Source organism: Lacinutrix sp. MEBiC02404, assembly GCF_053601575.1.
The window spans coordinates 35,105-50,718 of sequence record NZ_JBSHNV010000110.1; the positions used below are offsets into that span (position 1 = coordinate 35,105).

A 15,614-nucleotide genomic window follows, 5' to 3' on the forward strand; every position below is an offset into this window, starting at 1 on the left:
TGCTTTATTCTTAATTTAATATGTTTTTTACAAAGCTATCTATTTCATGAACACCTTTGTTTGTTAGATGTTTTATAAAAGCAGAACCAATAATGGCTCCTTTTGCATGCGTGGTTGCTTGTGTAAAAGTTTCGTTGTTTGAAATACCAAAACCAATAATTTGCGGATTGTTAAGTTTCATGTCTGCAATGCGTTTAAAATAACTCGTTTGCTCTTCTCCAAAACCAGAGCTGCTTCCTGTTACACTTGCGCTACTTACCATATAAATAAAACCATTGGAAATAGAATCTATAAAGTGAATACGTTCTACAGAAGTTTGTGGTGTTATTAAAAATACATTTATTATTCCATATTTTTCAAAAATAGCTTTGTAGTCGTCGTTATACACGTCTACCGGTAAATCCGGAATTATTAATCCGTCGATTCCAATTTCTTGGCATTTTTTACAGAATGCTTCTACACCATATTGTAGCATTGGATTAAAATATCCCATGATTATTAACGGAATAGAAACGGTTTTACGAATATCTTTTAACTGATTAAAAAGTACTTCGGTAGTCATTCCATTTTTTAAAGCTTGTGTAGAACTCGCTTGAATGGTTGGTCCATCTGCTAAAGGATCACTAAATGGCAAGCCTATTTCTATCATATCTACACCACTTTTTTCTAAGTTTTGAAGGATGGTTGCAGTGTTATCTAAATTTGGATAACCTGCTGTAAAGTATATAGAAAGTAGTTTTTTGTTTTCTTGTAATTTCTGATTGATTCTGTTCATTGAATGATATTTTTTTTCATTTCCGCGAAGGCGGAAATCTTTTAAATATTTGTTTATACTAAATCGGATAAGTCGTTCCAATCTGGATTCATATCATTTATTAAATTTTCTTTCCATTCCCGATTCCATTTCTTTATTTGTCTTTCTCTTTTAATAGAATTGTTTACATATTTAGTAGTTTCAAAATAGACAAGTTTATCTACGTTGTATCTTCCTGTAAAAGTTTTTAACTATTGTTTTTATGCTGATTCAGTCTTATTTTTAATAGCTTAGATCGACCAACATATAAAACCGTATGGTTTTTATTAGTTAATATGTATACGTAATGTAAATCCATTTATAATTAATGAGATTTCCGCTTTCGCGGAAATGAAAAACTACAACTTAAAATAATCGATGTAATTCTGTAAATCCTTATCCCCACGACCAGATAAACTTAACACGACAATATCTTCTGGTTGAAACTTTTTCTCCTTAAAAATGGCTAGTGCATGCGAGCTTTCAATAGCTGGAATAATACCTTCTAACTTACATAATTCTAATCCTGCTTTCATGGCTTGATCGTCTGTAATGGCAACAAATTCTGCGCGACCTGTTTTATACAAATGAGCATGCATTGGTCCTACACCTGGATAATCTAATCCTGCCGAAATAGAATATGGCTCTGTTATTTGTCCGTCATTAGTTTGCATCAATAGCGTCTTACTACCATGAATAATACCTTCTTTTCCTAACACGGAAGTGGCAGCACTTTCACCAGAATCTACGCCTAAACCTGCAGCTTCTACCGCAATAAGTTTCACATCGGTATCTTCTAAAAAGTGATAATATGCACCAGCGGCATTACTACCACCACCAACACAAGCGACTACATAATCGGGTTGTGTTTTGCCTTCGTGTTCTTGTAATTGCCATTTAATTTCCTCGGAAACTACAGATTGAAAACGAGCTACCATATCTGGATATGGATGCGGACCAACAACACTTCCAATAATATAATGCGTGTCTACGGGATTGTTAATCCAATCGCGAATAGCTTCGTTGGTTGCGTCTTTAAGTGTGCGACTTCCGGATAATGCAGGTACTACAGTTGCGCCTAACATTTTCATTCTTGCAACGTTTGGTGCTTGACGCGCAATATCAATTTCGCCCATATACACAATGCATTCTAAACCCATTAATGCACAAACGGTTGCTGTGGCAACACCGTGTTGTCCTGCGCCAGTTTCGGCAATAATCCTGTGCTTGCCCAAACGTTGCGCCATTAAAATCTGACCAATCGTATTGTTGATTTTATGTGCTCCGGTATGGTTTAAATCTTCACGTTTCAGATAGATTTTTGTATTGTATTTCTCTGAAAGACGTTTTGCAAAATAGAGCGGAGAAGGTCTACCAACATAATCTTTTAATAGCTGATCAAAGGCTTTTTTAAAGTCCGGTTCTGCCATTACTTTTAAATAGTTTTGGCGTAACTCTTCGACATTAGGATACAGCATTTCTGGAATGTATGCACCTCCAAATTCGCCGTAGTATCCTTTTTCGTTAATATTATAAATCATGGTTTTTCAATATTCTATTCCTAACGGATATAGTTGTTAATAGCCAATTGGTGTTTAAATTCTTTAAGTTTACTAAGATCTTTTACGCCTGGTAATTTCTCAAATTTGCTGTTTAAATCTAAGGTGCAACATAAATCCGATTCTGGACGCTTTAAGAATAATAGTAACGATTCTATTTCTTCAGGGCCAATGCCGCCGCTTAAAAAATATGGTTTTTTAGAAGGATATTTTTTGAATACATTCCAATTAAAAGGATATCCATTTCCTCCAGGTTCTTTTCCTTTGGTATCAAATAAGAAATATTTACAAACACCTTCATAAGGTTCTAAAACGCTAAAATCAAATTGATTTTTTACAGAAAACACTTTGATAACAAATACATCATAGTCCTTTAACTGTGCGCAAAATTCTGGTGATTCATCGCCATGTAACTGTACACCTTGTAAATTATAGGTTTCTATTTTATCTACAATATAATTAAGAGGCGCATTTACAAAAACGCCAATTTTCTCGATGCTTTCTGGTAATTCAGGGATTTCGGTATTAAAGAATCTTGGTGATTTTTCATAAAATATAAAACCTAGATAATCTGGTTGTATTTCTGCAACATCTAAAATGTTGTTTTCGGATTTCATTCCGCATATTTTTAGTTTCATAACTTTTGTCATTCTGAACTTGATTCAGAATCGTTTTTATGTTAGTACTATTTAGAATGGATTCCGCATCCAGTGCGGAATGACAAACTAATTGTTTAAATTTTTAATCAACTATTTTACTTCTCGATACATTTTGTTTCACAAAAGACTCGAAGTGACATTACTTTAATTCTTCTATAAATCTTTTCGCGCTTTCGCCGGCATTTTCTGTTTTCATAAAGTTTTCTCCAATTAAGAATCCTTTATAGCCATAAGGTTGTAATTCTTTAATAGCTTCCACAGCACTAATACCGCTTTCAGACACTTTTACAAAATCGTTAGGAATCTGTTCGCTTAGTAATTTACTGATTTCTAGGCTGACTTCAAACGTTTTTAGATTTCTATTATTTACGCCTAACATATCTAAACTCGGCATCATCGATTTTTGTAATTCTTCTTCGTTATGTACTTCTAAAAGGACATCTAAAGATAGGCTTTTTGCAAATTCTGAAAACTGCTTTATTTCTTCTCTGGTGAGAATTGCAGCTATTAATAAAATAACATCTGCACCATACGCTTTGGCTTCCAGAATTTGATACGTGTCGATGATAAATTCTTTACGAAGCAATGGTAGATTACAACTTGCTCTTGCGGTAAGTAAATCGTCTAAACTTCCTCCAAAGTATTTTCCGTCGGTTAGAACAGACATACCGCAAACTCCGGCATCTTCGTATCCTTTTGCAACATCAAAAACGTTTAAGTCGTGATTTATTACTTGTTTGGAAGGCGAACGACGTTTGTGTTCTGCAATGATTCCTGTTGTGCTATTTCTTAAGTTTTGAGCTAAAGAAATGGTTTGTCTTTCAAACAATATAGATTGTTCCAATTGTTGGACAGGAATAAGTTGCTTGCGAAGATTTACTTCGATGCGTTTGTCGTTTGTTATTTTAGTTAATATATCCATATTCATTTTTCCATAAAAAATGGAATTTATTTTATTATACTGTATTTCGTCAGTTCGAGTGATTTCGATTTTTTTATCGAAATTGTATCGAGAACATATTATCTTCTCGATACAATTTGTTCGTACCTCTCAAATTAGTCGAAGTGACATTTAAACTTGCCTATTTACTCAATGCAACAAGTTTATCTAAACTCGCTTTCGCTTTTCCGCTTAATAGCGATTCTTTTGCTAGTTCAAACCCTAGTTTATGGTCTATTTTATTTACGGTAGCAATTGCTAATCCCGCATTTGCACAAACCACGTTATTTTGCGCTTCAGTTCCTTTTCCTTTTATAACGTTTAAAAATATTTTTACGGAAGACTTCACCGTTTCACCACCAAAAATATCACTTTGGCTAATTTGTTTTATGTTTAAATCTTTTGGCGATAACATCGTTTCTGTCGCGTTAGAAATAATTTTTGTATTTCCAGTTAATGAAATTTCGTCATAGCCATCCAATGCGTGTACAATACTATAGTTTGTATCTGTTTCCTGATATAAATAACCATACAGACGTTGTAGTTCTAAATTAAAAACACCTACTAATTGGTTTTTAGGAAAGGATGGATTTACCATCGGGCCTAACATATTAAAAAAGGTTTTTACACCTAGTTCTTTACGTATTGGAGCCACGTTTTTCATGGCAGGATGAAATAAAGGAGCATGTAAAACACAAATACCTGCCGTTTCTATACTGTGTTTTAAAAAGTCGGATTTATTTGAAAAATGAACACCTAATGCTTCCATAACGTTGGATGATCCGGAAGCAGAAGATACTCCGTAGTTTCCATGCTTAGCAACTTTTACTCCAGCTCCGGCAGTTACAAAGGATGCTAATGTTGAAATGTTGAAGGTGTTTTTTCCGTCGCCACCAGTTCCGCATAAATCGATGGCGTTATAGTCGGATAAATTTATAGGAATACACAACTCTAATAATGCATCTCTAAAACCTTGTAATTCTTCGAGTGTAATGCTTCGCATCATGTAAACGGTTAGAAATGCTGCTATCTGACTTTGGTTATAATAGCCTTTTGATATGTTTACTAAAACCTGTTTTGCTTCTTCGGTAGAGATGCTTTCGTGGTTTATTAATCTGTTTAGTATTTGTTTCATTGATAAATTTTTATTTATCATTTCCGCGAAGGCGGAAATCTTTTAAATTGAATTTGCGTTACTTTATTTTTATTCGTTCGAGTGATTTCTATTTTTTATTTAAATGGCATCGAGAACTAATTTTGCTTCTCGATGCTATTTTTTCATGCTTCAAAAATCACTCGAAGTGACATCTTATATGGATATTCAAGATGGACAGGAGTAAATACTACTACTACTACTAATGGTTCACCCAATTCTCTAAGATCTGTTTTCCGTTTGGCGTTAAAACCGATTCTGGATGATATTGTACACCGCGAACATCATAAAATTTATGACGTAGCGACATTATTTGTCCGTTTTCATCCAAAGAAGTAACTTCTAAAACTTCTGGTAAATTAGTATCTACAACCCAAGAATGATATCTACCAACAGGAAATGTTTTACCTAATCCGTTAAAAAGGGATTCGTCATCCACGGTTACTGTAATGTTGGTTGCAACACCATGATAAACCTCTTCTAAATTAATTAATTTTCCTCCAAAAACTTCTCCAATAGCCTGCTGTCCTAAACAAACACCTAAAATGCTTTTTGTTGGTGCATACATTTTTATGATTTCTTTTAATAAACCTGCTTCGTCAGGAACTCCTGGTCCTGGAGAAAGTACAATTTTATCAAAAGCATTTACTTCCTCTAAAGTCAGTTTGTCGTTTCTTTTTACGGTTACTTCACAATTTAAATCTTCTAAATAGTGTACTAAATTGTAGGTGAAGCTATCGTAGTTATCTATTACTAATACTTTTATTTTCATCGGTCAATTTTTTCTGCTAATTCTATAGCTTTTGTTAATGCACCTAACTTATTATATACTTCTTGTAATTCGTTTTCCGGACTGGATTTAGAAACAATTCCGGCACCAGCTTGCCAATGCAGTGTATGATCTTTACTTAAGAATGTTCTAATCATAATAGCATGATTAAAGTTACCTTCAAAATCCATAAAACCAATGGCACCACCATAAAATGCGCGACTCGTTTTTTCGTATTTTTCAATAAGCTGCATCGCTTTATGTTTTGGTGCGCCACTTAAGGTTCCTGCAGGAAAAGTATCTGCAACGACTTGCATGGTAGAAACATTTTTGTGTTTTTCACCAATGACTTTACTCACCAAATGAATAACGTGCGAGAAAAATTGAACTTCTCTATAGGTTTCTACTTTTACTTGGCTTCCGTTCCGGCTTAAATCATTTCTAGCCAAATCGACTAGCATCACGTGTTCTGCATTTTCCTTGTCGTCAACGGCAAGTTGTTTTGCTAATTCGGTATCTTTCTCGTCATTCCCAGTACGTTTAAAAGTACCTGCAATAGGATGAATTTCTGCTTTACCATCGGAAACTATTAACTGTGCTTCTGGTGAACTTCCAAAAATCTTGAAATCTCCATAATCGAAATAGAATAAGTAAGGCGAAGGATTTACGTTTCGTAAAGCGCGATATACATTAAATTCATCTCCTTTATAGTCTTGTGAGAATTTTTTAGACAGTACCAATTGAAAAACGTCCCCTCGCGCACAATGTTTTTTTGCTAATTCTACATGTGATTTATACTCTTCATCGCTAAGGTTGGAAGTGATTTCGCCATTTTTAGAAAATTTATAAGATGCAAAATTCTTCGCTTTTATTAACTGAAGTACTTCATCTATATTATTTTCTGTATTATGACAATGCGCAAAAATATAAGCTTCGTTTTTAAAGTGGTTTATAGCAATAATGTTTTGATATACGGCATAGTAAATCTCTGGGATTTCTATAGAGTTTTCTTTTTTTGAAATTTCTATATCTTCAAAATATTTAACCGCATCATAAGCCGTGTAACCAAAAATACCATTGTTTATAAATTTGAATTTTTCTTGAGAATTCACTTTAAAACGCTGTGTGAATTTATCAATCTCTTCGGTTACCGAAATATTTTTGGTATAGTTTTTTTTGAAACTCCCATCTGGAAAATGTTGTTCTATCTCCTCGTTTTCTACTTTAATAGATGCAATAGGATTAAAACAGATATAGGAGAAACTGTTGTCGTTTGCATGATAATCACTACTCTCTAATAGAATACTGTTTGGGTATTTGTCTCTTATTTTTAAGTAAATACTAACAGGAGTAATTGTATCTGCTAGTATTTTTTTATAATGTGTATACAGACTGAATGTTTTCATTTTTATGCTGAATTTATTTCAGTATCTCTTTCTTTTATGAGATATCATTAATTGGTTAAAAAGGTTCTGACTCAAGTTCAGAATAAAAAAAAAGGCTTGTCGTGAATGACAAGCCTTTTTTGATATTTTAATTAAATATACGGTATAGCGTTAGTTCACGAAGATTGCGTTTCGAGAGTTCCACCACCAAGTATTATTTAAAATAGTATTCAATTATTTTTTATTTAAAAAACAAAGATATAAATCTAAATATAAACTACCAATGTTTTATATAAAAAAAACTACCATTTTCATGGTAGTTTGTGTTGTTACTAGTTTGTAAAGAGTGAATTGTTAGCTATTAATCGAACCTTATCTAGTAACATTATTTTAAGTTAGCTGTAAGTTAGAAAATATTTTGATTATTATGAGCTTTTAAGGTAGTAATAAATATAAAAGTCAAATTAAACTTTTGTTAAAGGTACTTGTGCTTATTTTTGTAATGTATAATTTTATGTTTATGAATTTAAGAGTTTTATGTATCGTGTTTATTTTGTTTGTAAGTTGTAAGCAAGAAAACCAAGACCGTGAGGTTTCTGCTAATCTTGAAAAAGAGAAGGTCACATCCGAAGTCTCTAATTTTGAAGTCCCTAATGTTGCGGTGTATGATTTTGATGCATTTGAAGGGTTTTTGAATATTAAAGATGATAAAATCTATGTTGTAAATTTTTGGGCTACTTGGTGCGCTCCATGCATTAAAGAGTTACCTCATTTTGAGGAAATAAATGAAGCTTATAAAAGTAAAAATGTAGAAGTGTTGTTGGTTAGTTTAGATTTTCCGAAGCAATACAAGAAAAAATTAATACCTTTTATAGTAAAGCATAAACTAAAATCGAAGGTGGTTGCCTTAAACGATCCAGATTCCAATACATGGATTCCTAAAGTGAGTGAAGAATGGTCTGGTGCATTACCAGCAACAGTGATTTATAACAAAGAAAAACGTGCGTTTTACGAGAAATCCTTCAGTTATGAAGAATTAAAGAAAGAAGTAGATACATTTCTTAAGTAGCATCTTTTAGCTTTTAATTCCGCTTTAAGCGAAAACGACAATTTTAAAAGAAATCTCAAACAATAGGTGAGGAGATAACATTGCAATAAATAAATTTATCAAATAAAATAATTATGAAAAAGGCCATTAAAATAGTTTCCGCATTAGCAATTGTATTGCTAGTAAGCGCATTTACTGAAAACAAGACAAGTGTAAATCCTGGTTACCAAATAGGAGATATTGCTACCGATTTTTCGTTAAAGAATATAGATGGTAATATGGTTTCTTTGAAAGATTATAATGAAGCCAAAGGTTTTATTGTCGTTTTTACATGTAATACTTGTCCGTATGCGGTTGCTTACGAAGATAGAGTAGAAGCTTTAAATAAAAAATACGCAGATAAGGGATATCCTGTAATTGCTATTATGCCTAATAATCCAGATGTAAAACCTGGAGATAGATTAGAAGCTATGCAAGCAAGAGCAAAAGCAAAAGGGTTTACGTTTCCATATTTAATGGATCGCGGACAAAAAATATATCCGCAATACGGAGCAACAAAAACGCCACACGTTTATATTCTTCAAAAAACGAAGAAAGGAAATGAAGTAAAGTATATTGGAGCAATAGATGATAATTACCAAGATGAAGCTTCCGTGAGCAAAAAATATGTAGAGAATGCTGTAGATGCTTTATTACATGGAAAGGAAATAGAAGAGAAGGAAACTAGAGCAATTGGTTGTTCTATTAAAGTATAAGTTGCAATAAAAAGAGTAAAAAAAATCCGAAGTAGTAATACTTCGGATTTTTTTTCGTCTACTAACTAAAGAAATCTTAATTTTGTAAAAAAATAAAAAAATGGCAGATTTAACACAACAACAATGGCAGGAAGAATTACAGCAAGATGAAAATGCAGTAATATTAGATGTTAGAACAGAAGAAGAAACAAACGAAGGTATTATACCAAATGCATTAATAATAGATATTTATCAGCCACAAGAGTTTATGAGTAAAGTAGAAGCTCTAGATAAAAGTAAGACCTTTTACGTATATTGTAGATCTGGAGGAAGAAGTGCACAAGCTTGTGCGATCATGAATCAGCTAGGTTTTGAAAATACAAAAAACCTATTGGGCGGATTTAGTGAGTGGACTGGAGATGTAACTAACTAAGAAAAAACAAACCAATGAAACATTTATCCATACTAGTGCTTGCAATACTGACTTTTAGTAGTTTTGGTTGTAAAGAAGCGAATACAAGCAACATAACAGTAGTTTCTACCCAAGAAATGCAATCCCTTTTAAAAATGGGTCAGGTACAATTGGTAGACGTAAGAACTCCAAAAGAGTTTAAAAGCGGCTATATTGATAATGCGCAAAACATAGATTATAAATCACCAACTTTTGCTCAAGATATTCTAAAGCTAGATAAAGAAAAGCCAGTTTTATTATATTGTCATTCTGGAGGAAGAAGCGCTAAATGTGCTGAAAAGCTTCAGGAAGCAGGATTCACAAAAATCTACGATTTAGAAGGTGGAATATCCCGATGGAAACATGATGGGTTGGCTGTGAAGCAGTAAAATTACATGAAATTAGCATTGTTGACTACTCGTTGACAAGTAAAAACCTCAACAATTGGATAAACAATTTGTTGAGGTTTTTTAATGTGGAGTCGGAGAGAATCGAACTCTCGTCCAAACAAGTAACCAAAGGGCTTTCTACACGTTTATTCTTTTCTTGGGTTTTCGATTGCAAGCTGGTTAAAGACAACCCACTTACAACTTATCTTCTTTATCTTGAAAGTGCCTCAAAGCGCAACACAATCATAGTCAATTTTTACGATGCCTCTAATAGAACGCCATTAACTAAGGCTTTCAGGAGACATTTAGCTCTCCTACCTAGTAGGACGAGGCTTAATCTTACTATAATTCAGATTATGCAGCTAAAGCGTAGTTATTCTCGCCGTTTAAAAAGTTGAAATAAGTATTTACGAGTATAATCTCATTACTCGACGTGCTTACCGTTTCATTAATCTCGCTGTCAAAACCAGTCGACCCCAAAATTTGTAATGGTAATTAGTGCGTTACTCATTTTTGCTTTTTAGGGCAAAAATGCGTCAGGCTTTCCGCTATATCTTTTGCTAGAAAAAAGCAAAAGGATGTCGCTGCAATCCTTAACGCGCGCAAACCTACACAAAAGCATCGGTTTACAAATGCAAAGTTATTAAAAAGTTTGTATAACCTCGCAATTCCTATTACTTTAGTGCAAAAATTATTCCAACAACATGTTCCTGACAAATTTTCGTGAACTCGTAGCTAGAATGAATCCAATAGTATAAACATAAGATTCCCACTTTTGTGAGAATGAAAAAATAAATTTGCAATGAAATTCGCCATCATCAAAGAACGCAAAAACCCACCAGATAGACGTGTGGTTTTCTCACCAGAAAAACTAGCCGAAGCTCGTGCACAATTCCCACAAGCAGCCTTTGTTGTAGAGTCTAGCGATATTCGCGTATTTCCAGATGCCGCATATAAAGCATTAGGATTTGAGGTGACCGAAGATGTATCCGACGCAGATGTTATGATTGGTGTAAAAGAAGTGCCAATCGATAATTTAATTCCGAATAAAAAATATTTTTACTTTTCGCATACCATCAAAAAACAACCGTACAATAGAAAGTTACTTTTAGCAATGCTAGAAAGAAACATCGAAATGTATGATCATGAAACCATTGTAAAGCAAAGTGGAGCACGATTAATTGGTTTCGGGCGTTACGCAGGATTGGTTGGTGCGTATAACGGATTTAGAGCATTAGGTTTACGTGACGGATTATTCAACTTACCAAAAGTAGAAAATCTTGCAGATTTGGATGCTGTAAAAGCCGAACTAGATAAAATCACCCTTCCAAATATTAAAATTCTTTTAACAGGAACAGGGAAAGTGGCGCAAGGAGCAAAAGAAATTCTAGACCATTTAAAAATAAAAGAAGTCAGTGATGCCTTGTATTTAACCTCCAAATTTACAGAGCCTGTTTATGTCATGGCAGATGTGATGGAATATGCAAAACGTAAAGATGGTAAAGTAGGAGATAAGTGGGCTTTTTATAAAGATCCTACCGGTTATGAAAGTAACTTTATGCCGTATGCAGCAGCAACCGATTTCTTTATTGCTGGTCATTTTTATGGTAACAATGCGCCGTATTTATTTACCAGAGAAGATGCGAAATCACCAGACTTTAAAATTAATTTAGTAGCAGATATTTCTTGTGATGTTGACGGACCAGTAGCTTCCACCTTAAAAGCTTCCACTATCGCAGATCCTTTTTATGGCTATGATGCAAAAACCGAAACGGAAGTCGCTTTTAATGCGCCAAATGCAATAACCGTTATGGCTGTCGATAACTTGCCTTGTGAGCTACCAAAAGACGCCAGTGAAGGTTTTGGAGAAATGTTCTTAGAACACGTAATTCCAGCATTTTTTAATGATGACCAAAGAGGTATTTTAAAACGAGCAAAAATCACAGAAAACAAAAAACTAACCGAAAGATTCTCGTATTTACAAGATTATGTAAACGGAAAATAATATTAAGACTTAAAGTCACACATGAGTAAAACAGCATTAATAACAGGAGCTGCATCTGGATTAGGTTATGAGTTAACACTTTTATTAGCTAAAGATGCATATCATTTAGTATTAGTAGATATTGACGCTACCAATCTTGCTAGAGTTAAAACCGAATTAGAACGTGATTTTAAAGTAAGCGTAACCACATTAGCTAAAGATTTAAGTCTTCCAAATATAGCACAGGAAATCATGGACGATTTAAATAATGCACCAATAGATGTACTGATTAATAATGCCGGATTTGGTTTGTTTGGTTCTTTTGTAGAAACCAATTGGGAACGTGAATCTGCCATGTTGCATGTGCATATTATGACCACAACCCATTTAACCAAACTCGTTTTAAAAGGTATGGTAAAACGTGGTTCGGGAAAAATATTAAATATGTCATCTCTAGCGGCCTTTCAGCCAGGACCATTAATGTCTATTTATTATGCCTCTAAAGGATATGTGCTTTCTTTTTCTGAAGCTATTGCTTGCGAGTTAAAAGGAACGGGAGTTAGCGTTACTGCTTTATGTCCCGGACCAACAAAAACAGCATTTCAAGAAACCGTTTCAGAAGATAGTAAAGACAATAAAATAACCTTTAATATGGCTTCTGCAAAAGATGTAGCTGCTTATGGGTATAAATCGATGCTTAAAGGAAAAGCGTGTGCTATTCCTGGTGGTTTTAATAAATTTTTGGCGATTTTACCTCGTTTTATGCCAAGAAAAGTAGCTGCTAATATTGTTAGAAAGATTCAAGAAAAGAATAGAGAAGATTAATTTTTTTCTATTTTTTGAAATGTCTGAAACATACTAAAGCTGATTGCTAAAAAACTTCCAAAAGTAAGCGTGAATAGCCAAACTTCTAGATGTTGTTGCGGTTGAATCACCATATATAAAATGTCTTTGAATAAAGCCGAAGGATGTTGTAAAATATCCCAAGAGTTATAGCGCAAAAATCTACCTAAATAAATTCCGAAGGCTGTTAATGCTAGAATAAAGTAAGTAATGCCGTTTACTTTGTTTTTGCTAATGTGCTTTTGAAGTAACTCTTGGATATCTACCATCGTTAGGAAGAAAAGCATTAAACCGTTGTATGCAAAAGTAGTTAGTAATAATACATCTAACCAAAAAATAGGGTTTTCGCTTATTTTTAAATGTATTAAATCGGTAATAATATAAGGTGCATTTGGCAAAAATAGTAACCAAACAATACACCAAATAGCAAGCTGCCATTTACTAGAGCTTACTTTACTTTTTAAATAGGTTGTAATGGTATATGGTATTACCGCTAGAAACAAATTCCATGTTAAGAATATATATATAAAGGTATGTGTAATCTTCATGCGTACCATTAGTAAAAAGATACTCAATAACATCGATACTGTTAGGAAAGCATAGATTTTATATCGGTTAAATAATAGACTTTTTAAGTTATGCATGGGTTTGTGATTTGTGTTCAAAAATAAGAATGGTAATTACGCCTAACGTGTAAGCGAGTAAATCTGAAATACTAAAAGTGCTTCCTAAAATAAGTATTGCTAATCTGTTGTTTTGAAGATTTAAAACTTCAAGAAAATTAGTGCGTTGTAAAAACTCGATGCCATAAGCAATAATTAATACAGCTATTGCTATGTAAAAAGGTTTGGTTTTTATAAAGCTTTTAAACATACAATACATTAGTATTACGACTAGATAATCTCCAAAGGTATGGCGAATAAAACCATCTTTTAAAAAGATTGCAATTAGTGCTTCGACTGCAAAAAGCAGGATGGAAGCTATTATGTATTTATTGTTTCGTTTGAATTTCATGATTAAAAATGGTTATCTAAAGCGTATAAAACAAGAAGAAAATAACCAAAAGTTACTGGGATATTTAAGAGCATGATTCCACAAGTTTTTAATATTTCTACTCGGTATTCTGGTTTAAGGATTGCCGAGATAACTAAGATTATCCATAGTATTAAATTCACCCAAAAGGCGATGACTATAAAAGTTATTCCTGTTGTTTCTAAGTGATTAGGATTCTCAAAATATAGATAGATGGCTAATAGTATGGAGCCTATTATAAAACTAGATGCGGCTGTTATTTTTCCTGTTAAAATTAAATTTTTCATTGTAGTTATGATTTGCGTTAGCGATTGCAGTGGCATCCTTTTTTGAGGTACGAAAAAAAGATATAACGAAAAGCGCGACCTTTTTTGATTCTGACGGGTTTTTGAAACCTGTGAGGTATGAAAAAAAGGTAACGCCATAATTATAATTATTATTATAAAACCTATCCGTTAGTCCAATCTATTTTTCTAGATACAAACATTACGGTTGCTAATATTATAAATAAACCAATGCTACCAAATAATAAAGCGTAGTTTTCTAATTGGATAATTACATAAATAAAGGTGTATAATGCAGTTAATGATAGACCGATAAATACAGGGAATTTAAAGGTTTTTAGAATGGATTTGGAGTAGAGTGTGATTAGCGCAATTACTGAAATTCCTGCAATGAGATATGCTTTTAAAAAATTACTGTGTTCGGAAATGGAAACGAGTAAGGTGTAAAACATGGTGAGTGCGATACCGATCATTAAATATTGAAATGGGTGAATGTTTATTTTGCTTAGGCTTTGTATGAGGAAGAAAATTAGGAAAGTTAAACCGATGACTAGGAAACCATATTTTGCGGAGCGTTCTGCTTTTTGATACTCGTCTACCATAACCATAAATTTGGTTCCGAAAGCAAAAGAGTTGAGGTTGGGGATTTTGTTGAGGTGTTGTTGTGAGAAAGCTCTATTGATATGTAGAATTTTCCAATCTGCTTTAAATCCGTCTTTTGTAATTTCTTTGGTTTCGTCATTTGGTAAGTAGTTACCAATAAAACTAGGGTCTGCCCAATTAGATGTCATGCTCATGGTGGTGGTTTTTCCTATTGGGATTAGTTCTATTTGTTTACTCCCATTAAAAGCCATGGTGATACTGAAATTAGAATTACTAGCTTCGGTAATATCTGCTGCTTTTATAAAACCAGATTCTAATACATCTAGATGGTTGTGATTGTTATTATTAGCGTCGTTAAAATTGGTTTGAAAGGAATAGGTGTTGTCGTTAAGTTTTAAAAGCATTTCACTTTTAATCCCTTTTAAGTTGGAGGTTTTAATGATAACGCTTGCTTTATCCCAAAGGATATCTTCTTTTTTAATTCCTTTAGATTCTAGATCTGTTGGAATATAGTATCCAGAAAAATCCATGTTGGTTGTAAATACAGCAGATTCAAAGTTGCCTCTGTTAAGTGTTTTGGAGTTTACGGATGCTTTGGTGTCTAGTTTTTCTGGAAATATGTATGCGTAGTTTGTATGTGTTTGTGTTTCCTTGAAATAGGTTTTTGTCTTTTCGTTATAGGTTTTTGTCTCGCTGTAGGTTTTGTAAGGCAGTTTTAAGATTGGCCCATATACTAAAACCTCATTTCCCCATTTTTGGTTTATTTCACTTACAACGTCTTGTTGCCTAAAGGAGCGTTCTTTTATTAAACTTTCTATAAAGGATAATGGTATTAATAGGATTAAGGTTAAAAAGCCAATCATGAGCATTCTTGCAGTTATAGATGTTTTCATCCAGTTGCCAAATTTGTTGGTGTTTTGTTTTTGTATTTCTTCCATAATAATTGTGTTTGTAAAGTACTTTGAATTTCAAAGTAAATAATTAAAAA

General features: G+C 33.3%; 18 protein-coding genes and 1 other RNA gene. 6 read left to right on the forward strand and 13 right to left on the reverse strand.

All coding sequences use genetic code 11. The features are described 5' to 3' along the window. Positions 1–10: 10 nt before the first annotated feature. The 8 genes from trpA to ACVCXO_RS01885 all read right to left on the reverse strand — a co-directional run bounded on the left by trpA (position 11) and on the right by ACVCXO_RS01885 (position 7,279). Positions 11–775, reverse strand: coding sequence for a tryptophan synthase subunit alpha (trpA, locus tag ACVCXO_RS01850; RefSeq protein ID WP_452227901.1), 765 nt, complete (start codon positions 773–775; stop codon positions 11–13). Positions 776–1,001: 226 nt separating this feature from the next. Next, positions 1,002–1,112 (reverse strand): GIY-YIG nuclease family protein, encoded by a 111-nt coding sequence (locus ACVCXO_RS01855; protein WP_452227902.1) that lies wholly within the window; start codon positions 1,110–1,112, stop codon positions 1,002–1,004. Positions 1,113–1,152: 40 nt separating this feature from the next. Next, positions 1,153–2,334 carry a tryptophan synthase subunit beta gene (trpB, locus tag ACVCXO_RS01860; protein WP_452227903.1) on the reverse strand — a complete coding sequence of 394 codons (1,182 nt, stop codon included), beginning with the start codon at positions 2,332–2,334 and terminating at the stop codon, positions 1,153–1,155. Positions 2,335–2,354: 20 nt separating this feature from the next. Beyond that, entirely contained in the window at positions 2,355–2,990 is a 636-nt protein-coding gene (locus ACVCXO_RS01865) for a phosphoribosylanthranilate isomerase (protein ID WP_452227904.1), read from the reverse strand. 160 nt (positions 2,991–3,150) lie between these two features. After that, positions 3,151–3,933, reverse strand: a complete 783-nt coding sequence (trpC, locus tag ACVCXO_RS01870; protein WP_452227905.1) for an indole-3-glycerol phosphate synthase TrpC — start codon at positions 3,931–3,933, stop codon at positions 3,151–3,153. 160 nt (positions 3,934–4,093) lie between these two features. After that, positions 4,094–5,086: an anthranilate phosphoribosyltransferase gene (gene trpD / locus ACVCXO_RS01875; protein WP_452227906.1), complete on the reverse strand. Its 993-nt coding sequence runs from the start codon at positions 5,084–5,086 to the stop codon at positions 4,094–4,096. Positions 5,087–5,306: 220 nt separating this feature from the next. Next, positions 5,307–5,876: an anthranilate synthase component II gene (locus ACVCXO_RS01880; protein ID WP_452227907.1), complete on the reverse strand. Its 570-nt coding sequence runs from the start codon at positions 5,874–5,876 to the stop codon at positions 5,307–5,309. Next, complete coding sequence (locus ACVCXO_RS01885) at positions 5,873–7,279, reverse strand: anthranilate synthase component I family protein (protein WP_452227908.1); 1,407 nt, start codon at positions 7,277–7,279, stop codon at positions 5,873–5,875. Before ACVCXO_RS01885 ends, ACVCXO_RS01880 begins: the two co-directional genes overlap by 4 nt. 499 nt (positions 7,280–7,778) lie before the next feature. Here ACVCXO_RS01885 and ACVCXO_RS01890 point away from each other — a divergent pair, with 499 nt between their 5' ends. The 4 genes from ACVCXO_RS01890 to ACVCXO_RS01905 all read left to right on the forward strand — a co-directional run bounded on the left by ACVCXO_RS01890 (position 7,779) and on the right by ACVCXO_RS01905 (position 9,880). Further along, a complete protein-coding gene (locus tag ACVCXO_RS01890; protein WP_452227909.1) occupies positions 7,779–8,327 on the forward strand; it encodes a TlpA family protein disulfide reductase in 549 nt (182 codons plus the stop codon). Positions 8,328–8,440: 113 nt separating this feature from the next. Next, positions 8,441–9,061 (forward strand): thioredoxin family protein, encoded by a 621-nt coding sequence (locus tag ACVCXO_RS01895; RefSeq protein ID WP_452227910.1) that lies wholly within the window; start codon positions 8,441–8,443, stop codon positions 9,059–9,061. 100 nt (positions 9,062–9,161) lie between these two features. Beyond that, positions 9,162–9,473, forward strand: coding sequence for a rhodanese-like domain-containing protein (locus ACVCXO_RS01900; protein WP_452227911.1), 312 nt, complete (start codon positions 9,162–9,164; stop codon positions 9,471–9,473). A 14-nt stretch (positions 9,474–9,487) separates the two neighbouring features. Then, positions 9,488–9,880: a rhodanese-like domain-containing protein gene (locus tag ACVCXO_RS01905; protein WP_452227912.1), complete on the forward strand. Its 393-nt coding sequence runs from the start codon at positions 9,488–9,490 to the stop codon at positions 9,878–9,880. An 84-nt stretch (positions 9,881–9,964) separates the two neighbouring features. On the opposite strand, the gene ssrA is transcribed toward ACVCXO_RS01905, so the two are convergent. Then, positions 9,965–10,358, reverse strand: a transfer-messenger RNA (tmRNA) gene (ssrA, locus tag ACVCXO_RS01910). Positions 10,359–10,682: 324 nt separating this feature from the next. Between ssrA and ACVCXO_RS01915 the strand changes: the two genes are divergently transcribed. Together ACVCXO_RS01915 and ACVCXO_RS01920 are read left to right on the forward strand one after the other, a co-directional pair. After that, the gene (locus ACVCXO_RS01915; RefSeq protein ID WP_452227913.1) at positions 10,683–11,885 is read left to right on the forward strand and encodes an NAD(P)-dependent oxidoreductase; all 1,203 of its coding nucleotides are present in this window, start codon (positions 10,683–10,685) and stop codon (positions 11,883–11,885) included. 21 nt (positions 11,886–11,906) lie between these two features. Next, the gene (locus ACVCXO_RS01920) at positions 11,907–12,689 is read left to right on the forward strand and encodes an SDR family NAD(P)-dependent oxidoreductase (protein ID WP_452227914.1); all 783 of its coding nucleotides are present in this window, start codon (positions 11,907–11,909) and stop codon (positions 12,687–12,689) included. Here ACVCXO_RS01920 and ACVCXO_RS01925 read toward each other — a convergent pair. From ACVCXO_RS01925 to creD, 4 genes are all read right to left on the reverse strand, one after another. Next, positions 12,686–13,255, reverse strand: a complete 570-nt coding sequence (locus ACVCXO_RS01925) for a DUF1361 domain-containing protein (protein ID WP_452227915.1) — start codon at positions 13,253–13,255, stop codon at positions 12,686–12,688. The genes ACVCXO_RS01920 and ACVCXO_RS01925 overlap by 4 nt on opposite strands. A gap of 88 nt (positions 13,256–13,343) precedes the next feature. Beyond that, the gene (locus ACVCXO_RS01930; RefSeq protein ID WP_452227916.1) at positions 13,344–13,721 is read right to left on the reverse strand and encodes a ribosomal maturation YjgA family protein; all 378 of its coding nucleotides are present in this window, start codon (positions 13,719–13,721) and stop codon (positions 13,344–13,346) included. 2 nt (positions 13,722–13,723) lie between these two features. After that, entirely contained in the window at positions 13,724–14,026 is a 303-nt protein-coding gene (locus tag ACVCXO_RS01935) for a hypothetical protein (RefSeq protein WP_452227917.1), read from the reverse strand. 161 nt (positions 14,027–14,187) lie between these two features. Further along, on the reverse strand, positions 14,188–15,564 hold the full coding sequence (gene creD / locus ACVCXO_RS01940; protein ID WP_452227918.1) for a cell envelope integrity protein CreD: 1,377 nt from the start codon (positions 15,562–15,564) through the stop codon (positions 14,188–14,190). Positions 15,565–15,614 lie beyond the last annotated feature (50 nt).

Coding starts and splice junctions, on each gene's coding strand:
- trpA (WP_452227901.1), bottom strand. CDS start 775: ATGAACAGAATCAATCAGAAATTACAAGAAAACAAAAAACTACTTTCT.
- ACVCXO_RS01855 (WP_452227902.1), bottom strand. CDS start 1,112: ATGGATTTACATTACGTATACATATTAACTAATAAAAACCATACGGTT.
- trpB (WP_452227903.1), bottom strand. CDS start 2,334: ATGATTTATAATATTAACGAAAAAGGATACTACGGCGAATTTGGAGGT.
- ACVCXO_RS01865 (WP_452227904.1), bottom strand. CDS start 2,990: ATGAAACTAAAAATATGCGGAATGAAATCCGAAAACAACATTTTAGAT.
- trpC (WP_452227905.1), bottom strand. CDS start 3,933: ATGGATATATTAACTAAAATAACAAACGACAAACGCATCGAAGTAAAT.
- trpD (WP_452227906.1), bottom strand. CDS start 5,086: ATGAAACAAATACTAAACAGATTAATAAACCACGAAAGCATCTCTACC.
- ACVCXO_RS01880 (WP_452227907.1), bottom strand. CDS start 5,876: ATGAAAATAAAAGTATTAGTAATAGATAACTACGATAGCTTCACCTAC.
- ACVCXO_RS01885 (WP_452227908.1), bottom strand. CDS start 7,279: ATGAAAACATTCAGTCTGTATACACATTATAAAAAAATACTAGCAGAT.
- ACVCXO_RS01890 (WP_452227909.1), top strand. CDS start 7,779: ATGAATTTAAGAGTTTTATGTATCGTGTTTATTTTGTTTGTAAGTTGT.
- ACVCXO_RS01895 (WP_452227910.1), top strand. CDS start 8,441: ATGAAAAAGGCCATTAAAATAGTTTCCGCATTAGCAATTGTATTGCTA.
- ACVCXO_RS01900 (WP_452227911.1), top strand. CDS start 9,162: ATGGCAGATTTAACACAACAACAATGGCAGGAAGAATTACAGCAAGAT.
- ACVCXO_RS01905 (WP_452227912.1), top strand. CDS start 9,488: ATGAAACATTTATCCATACTAGTGCTTGCAATACTGACTTTTAGTAGT.
- ACVCXO_RS01915 (WP_452227913.1), top strand. CDS start 10,683: ATGAAATTCGCCATCATCAAAGAACGCAAAAACCCACCAGATAGACGT.
- ACVCXO_RS01920 (WP_452227914.1), top strand. CDS start 11,907: ATGAGTAAAACAGCATTAATAACAGGAGCTGCATCTGGATTAGGTTAT.
- ACVCXO_RS01925 (WP_452227915.1), bottom strand. CDS start 13,255: ATGAAGATTACACATACCTTTATATATATATTCTTAACATGGAATTTG.
- ACVCXO_RS01930 (WP_452227916.1), bottom strand. CDS start 13,721: ATGAAATTCAAACGAAACAATAAATACATAATAGCTTCCATCCTGCTT.
- ACVCXO_RS01935 (WP_452227917.1), bottom strand. CDS start 14,026: ATGAAAAATTTAATTTTAACAGGAAAAATAACAGCCGCATCTAGTTTT.
- creD (WP_452227918.1), bottom strand. CDS start 15,564: ATGGAAGAAATACAAAAACAAAACACCAACAAATTTGGCAACTGGATG.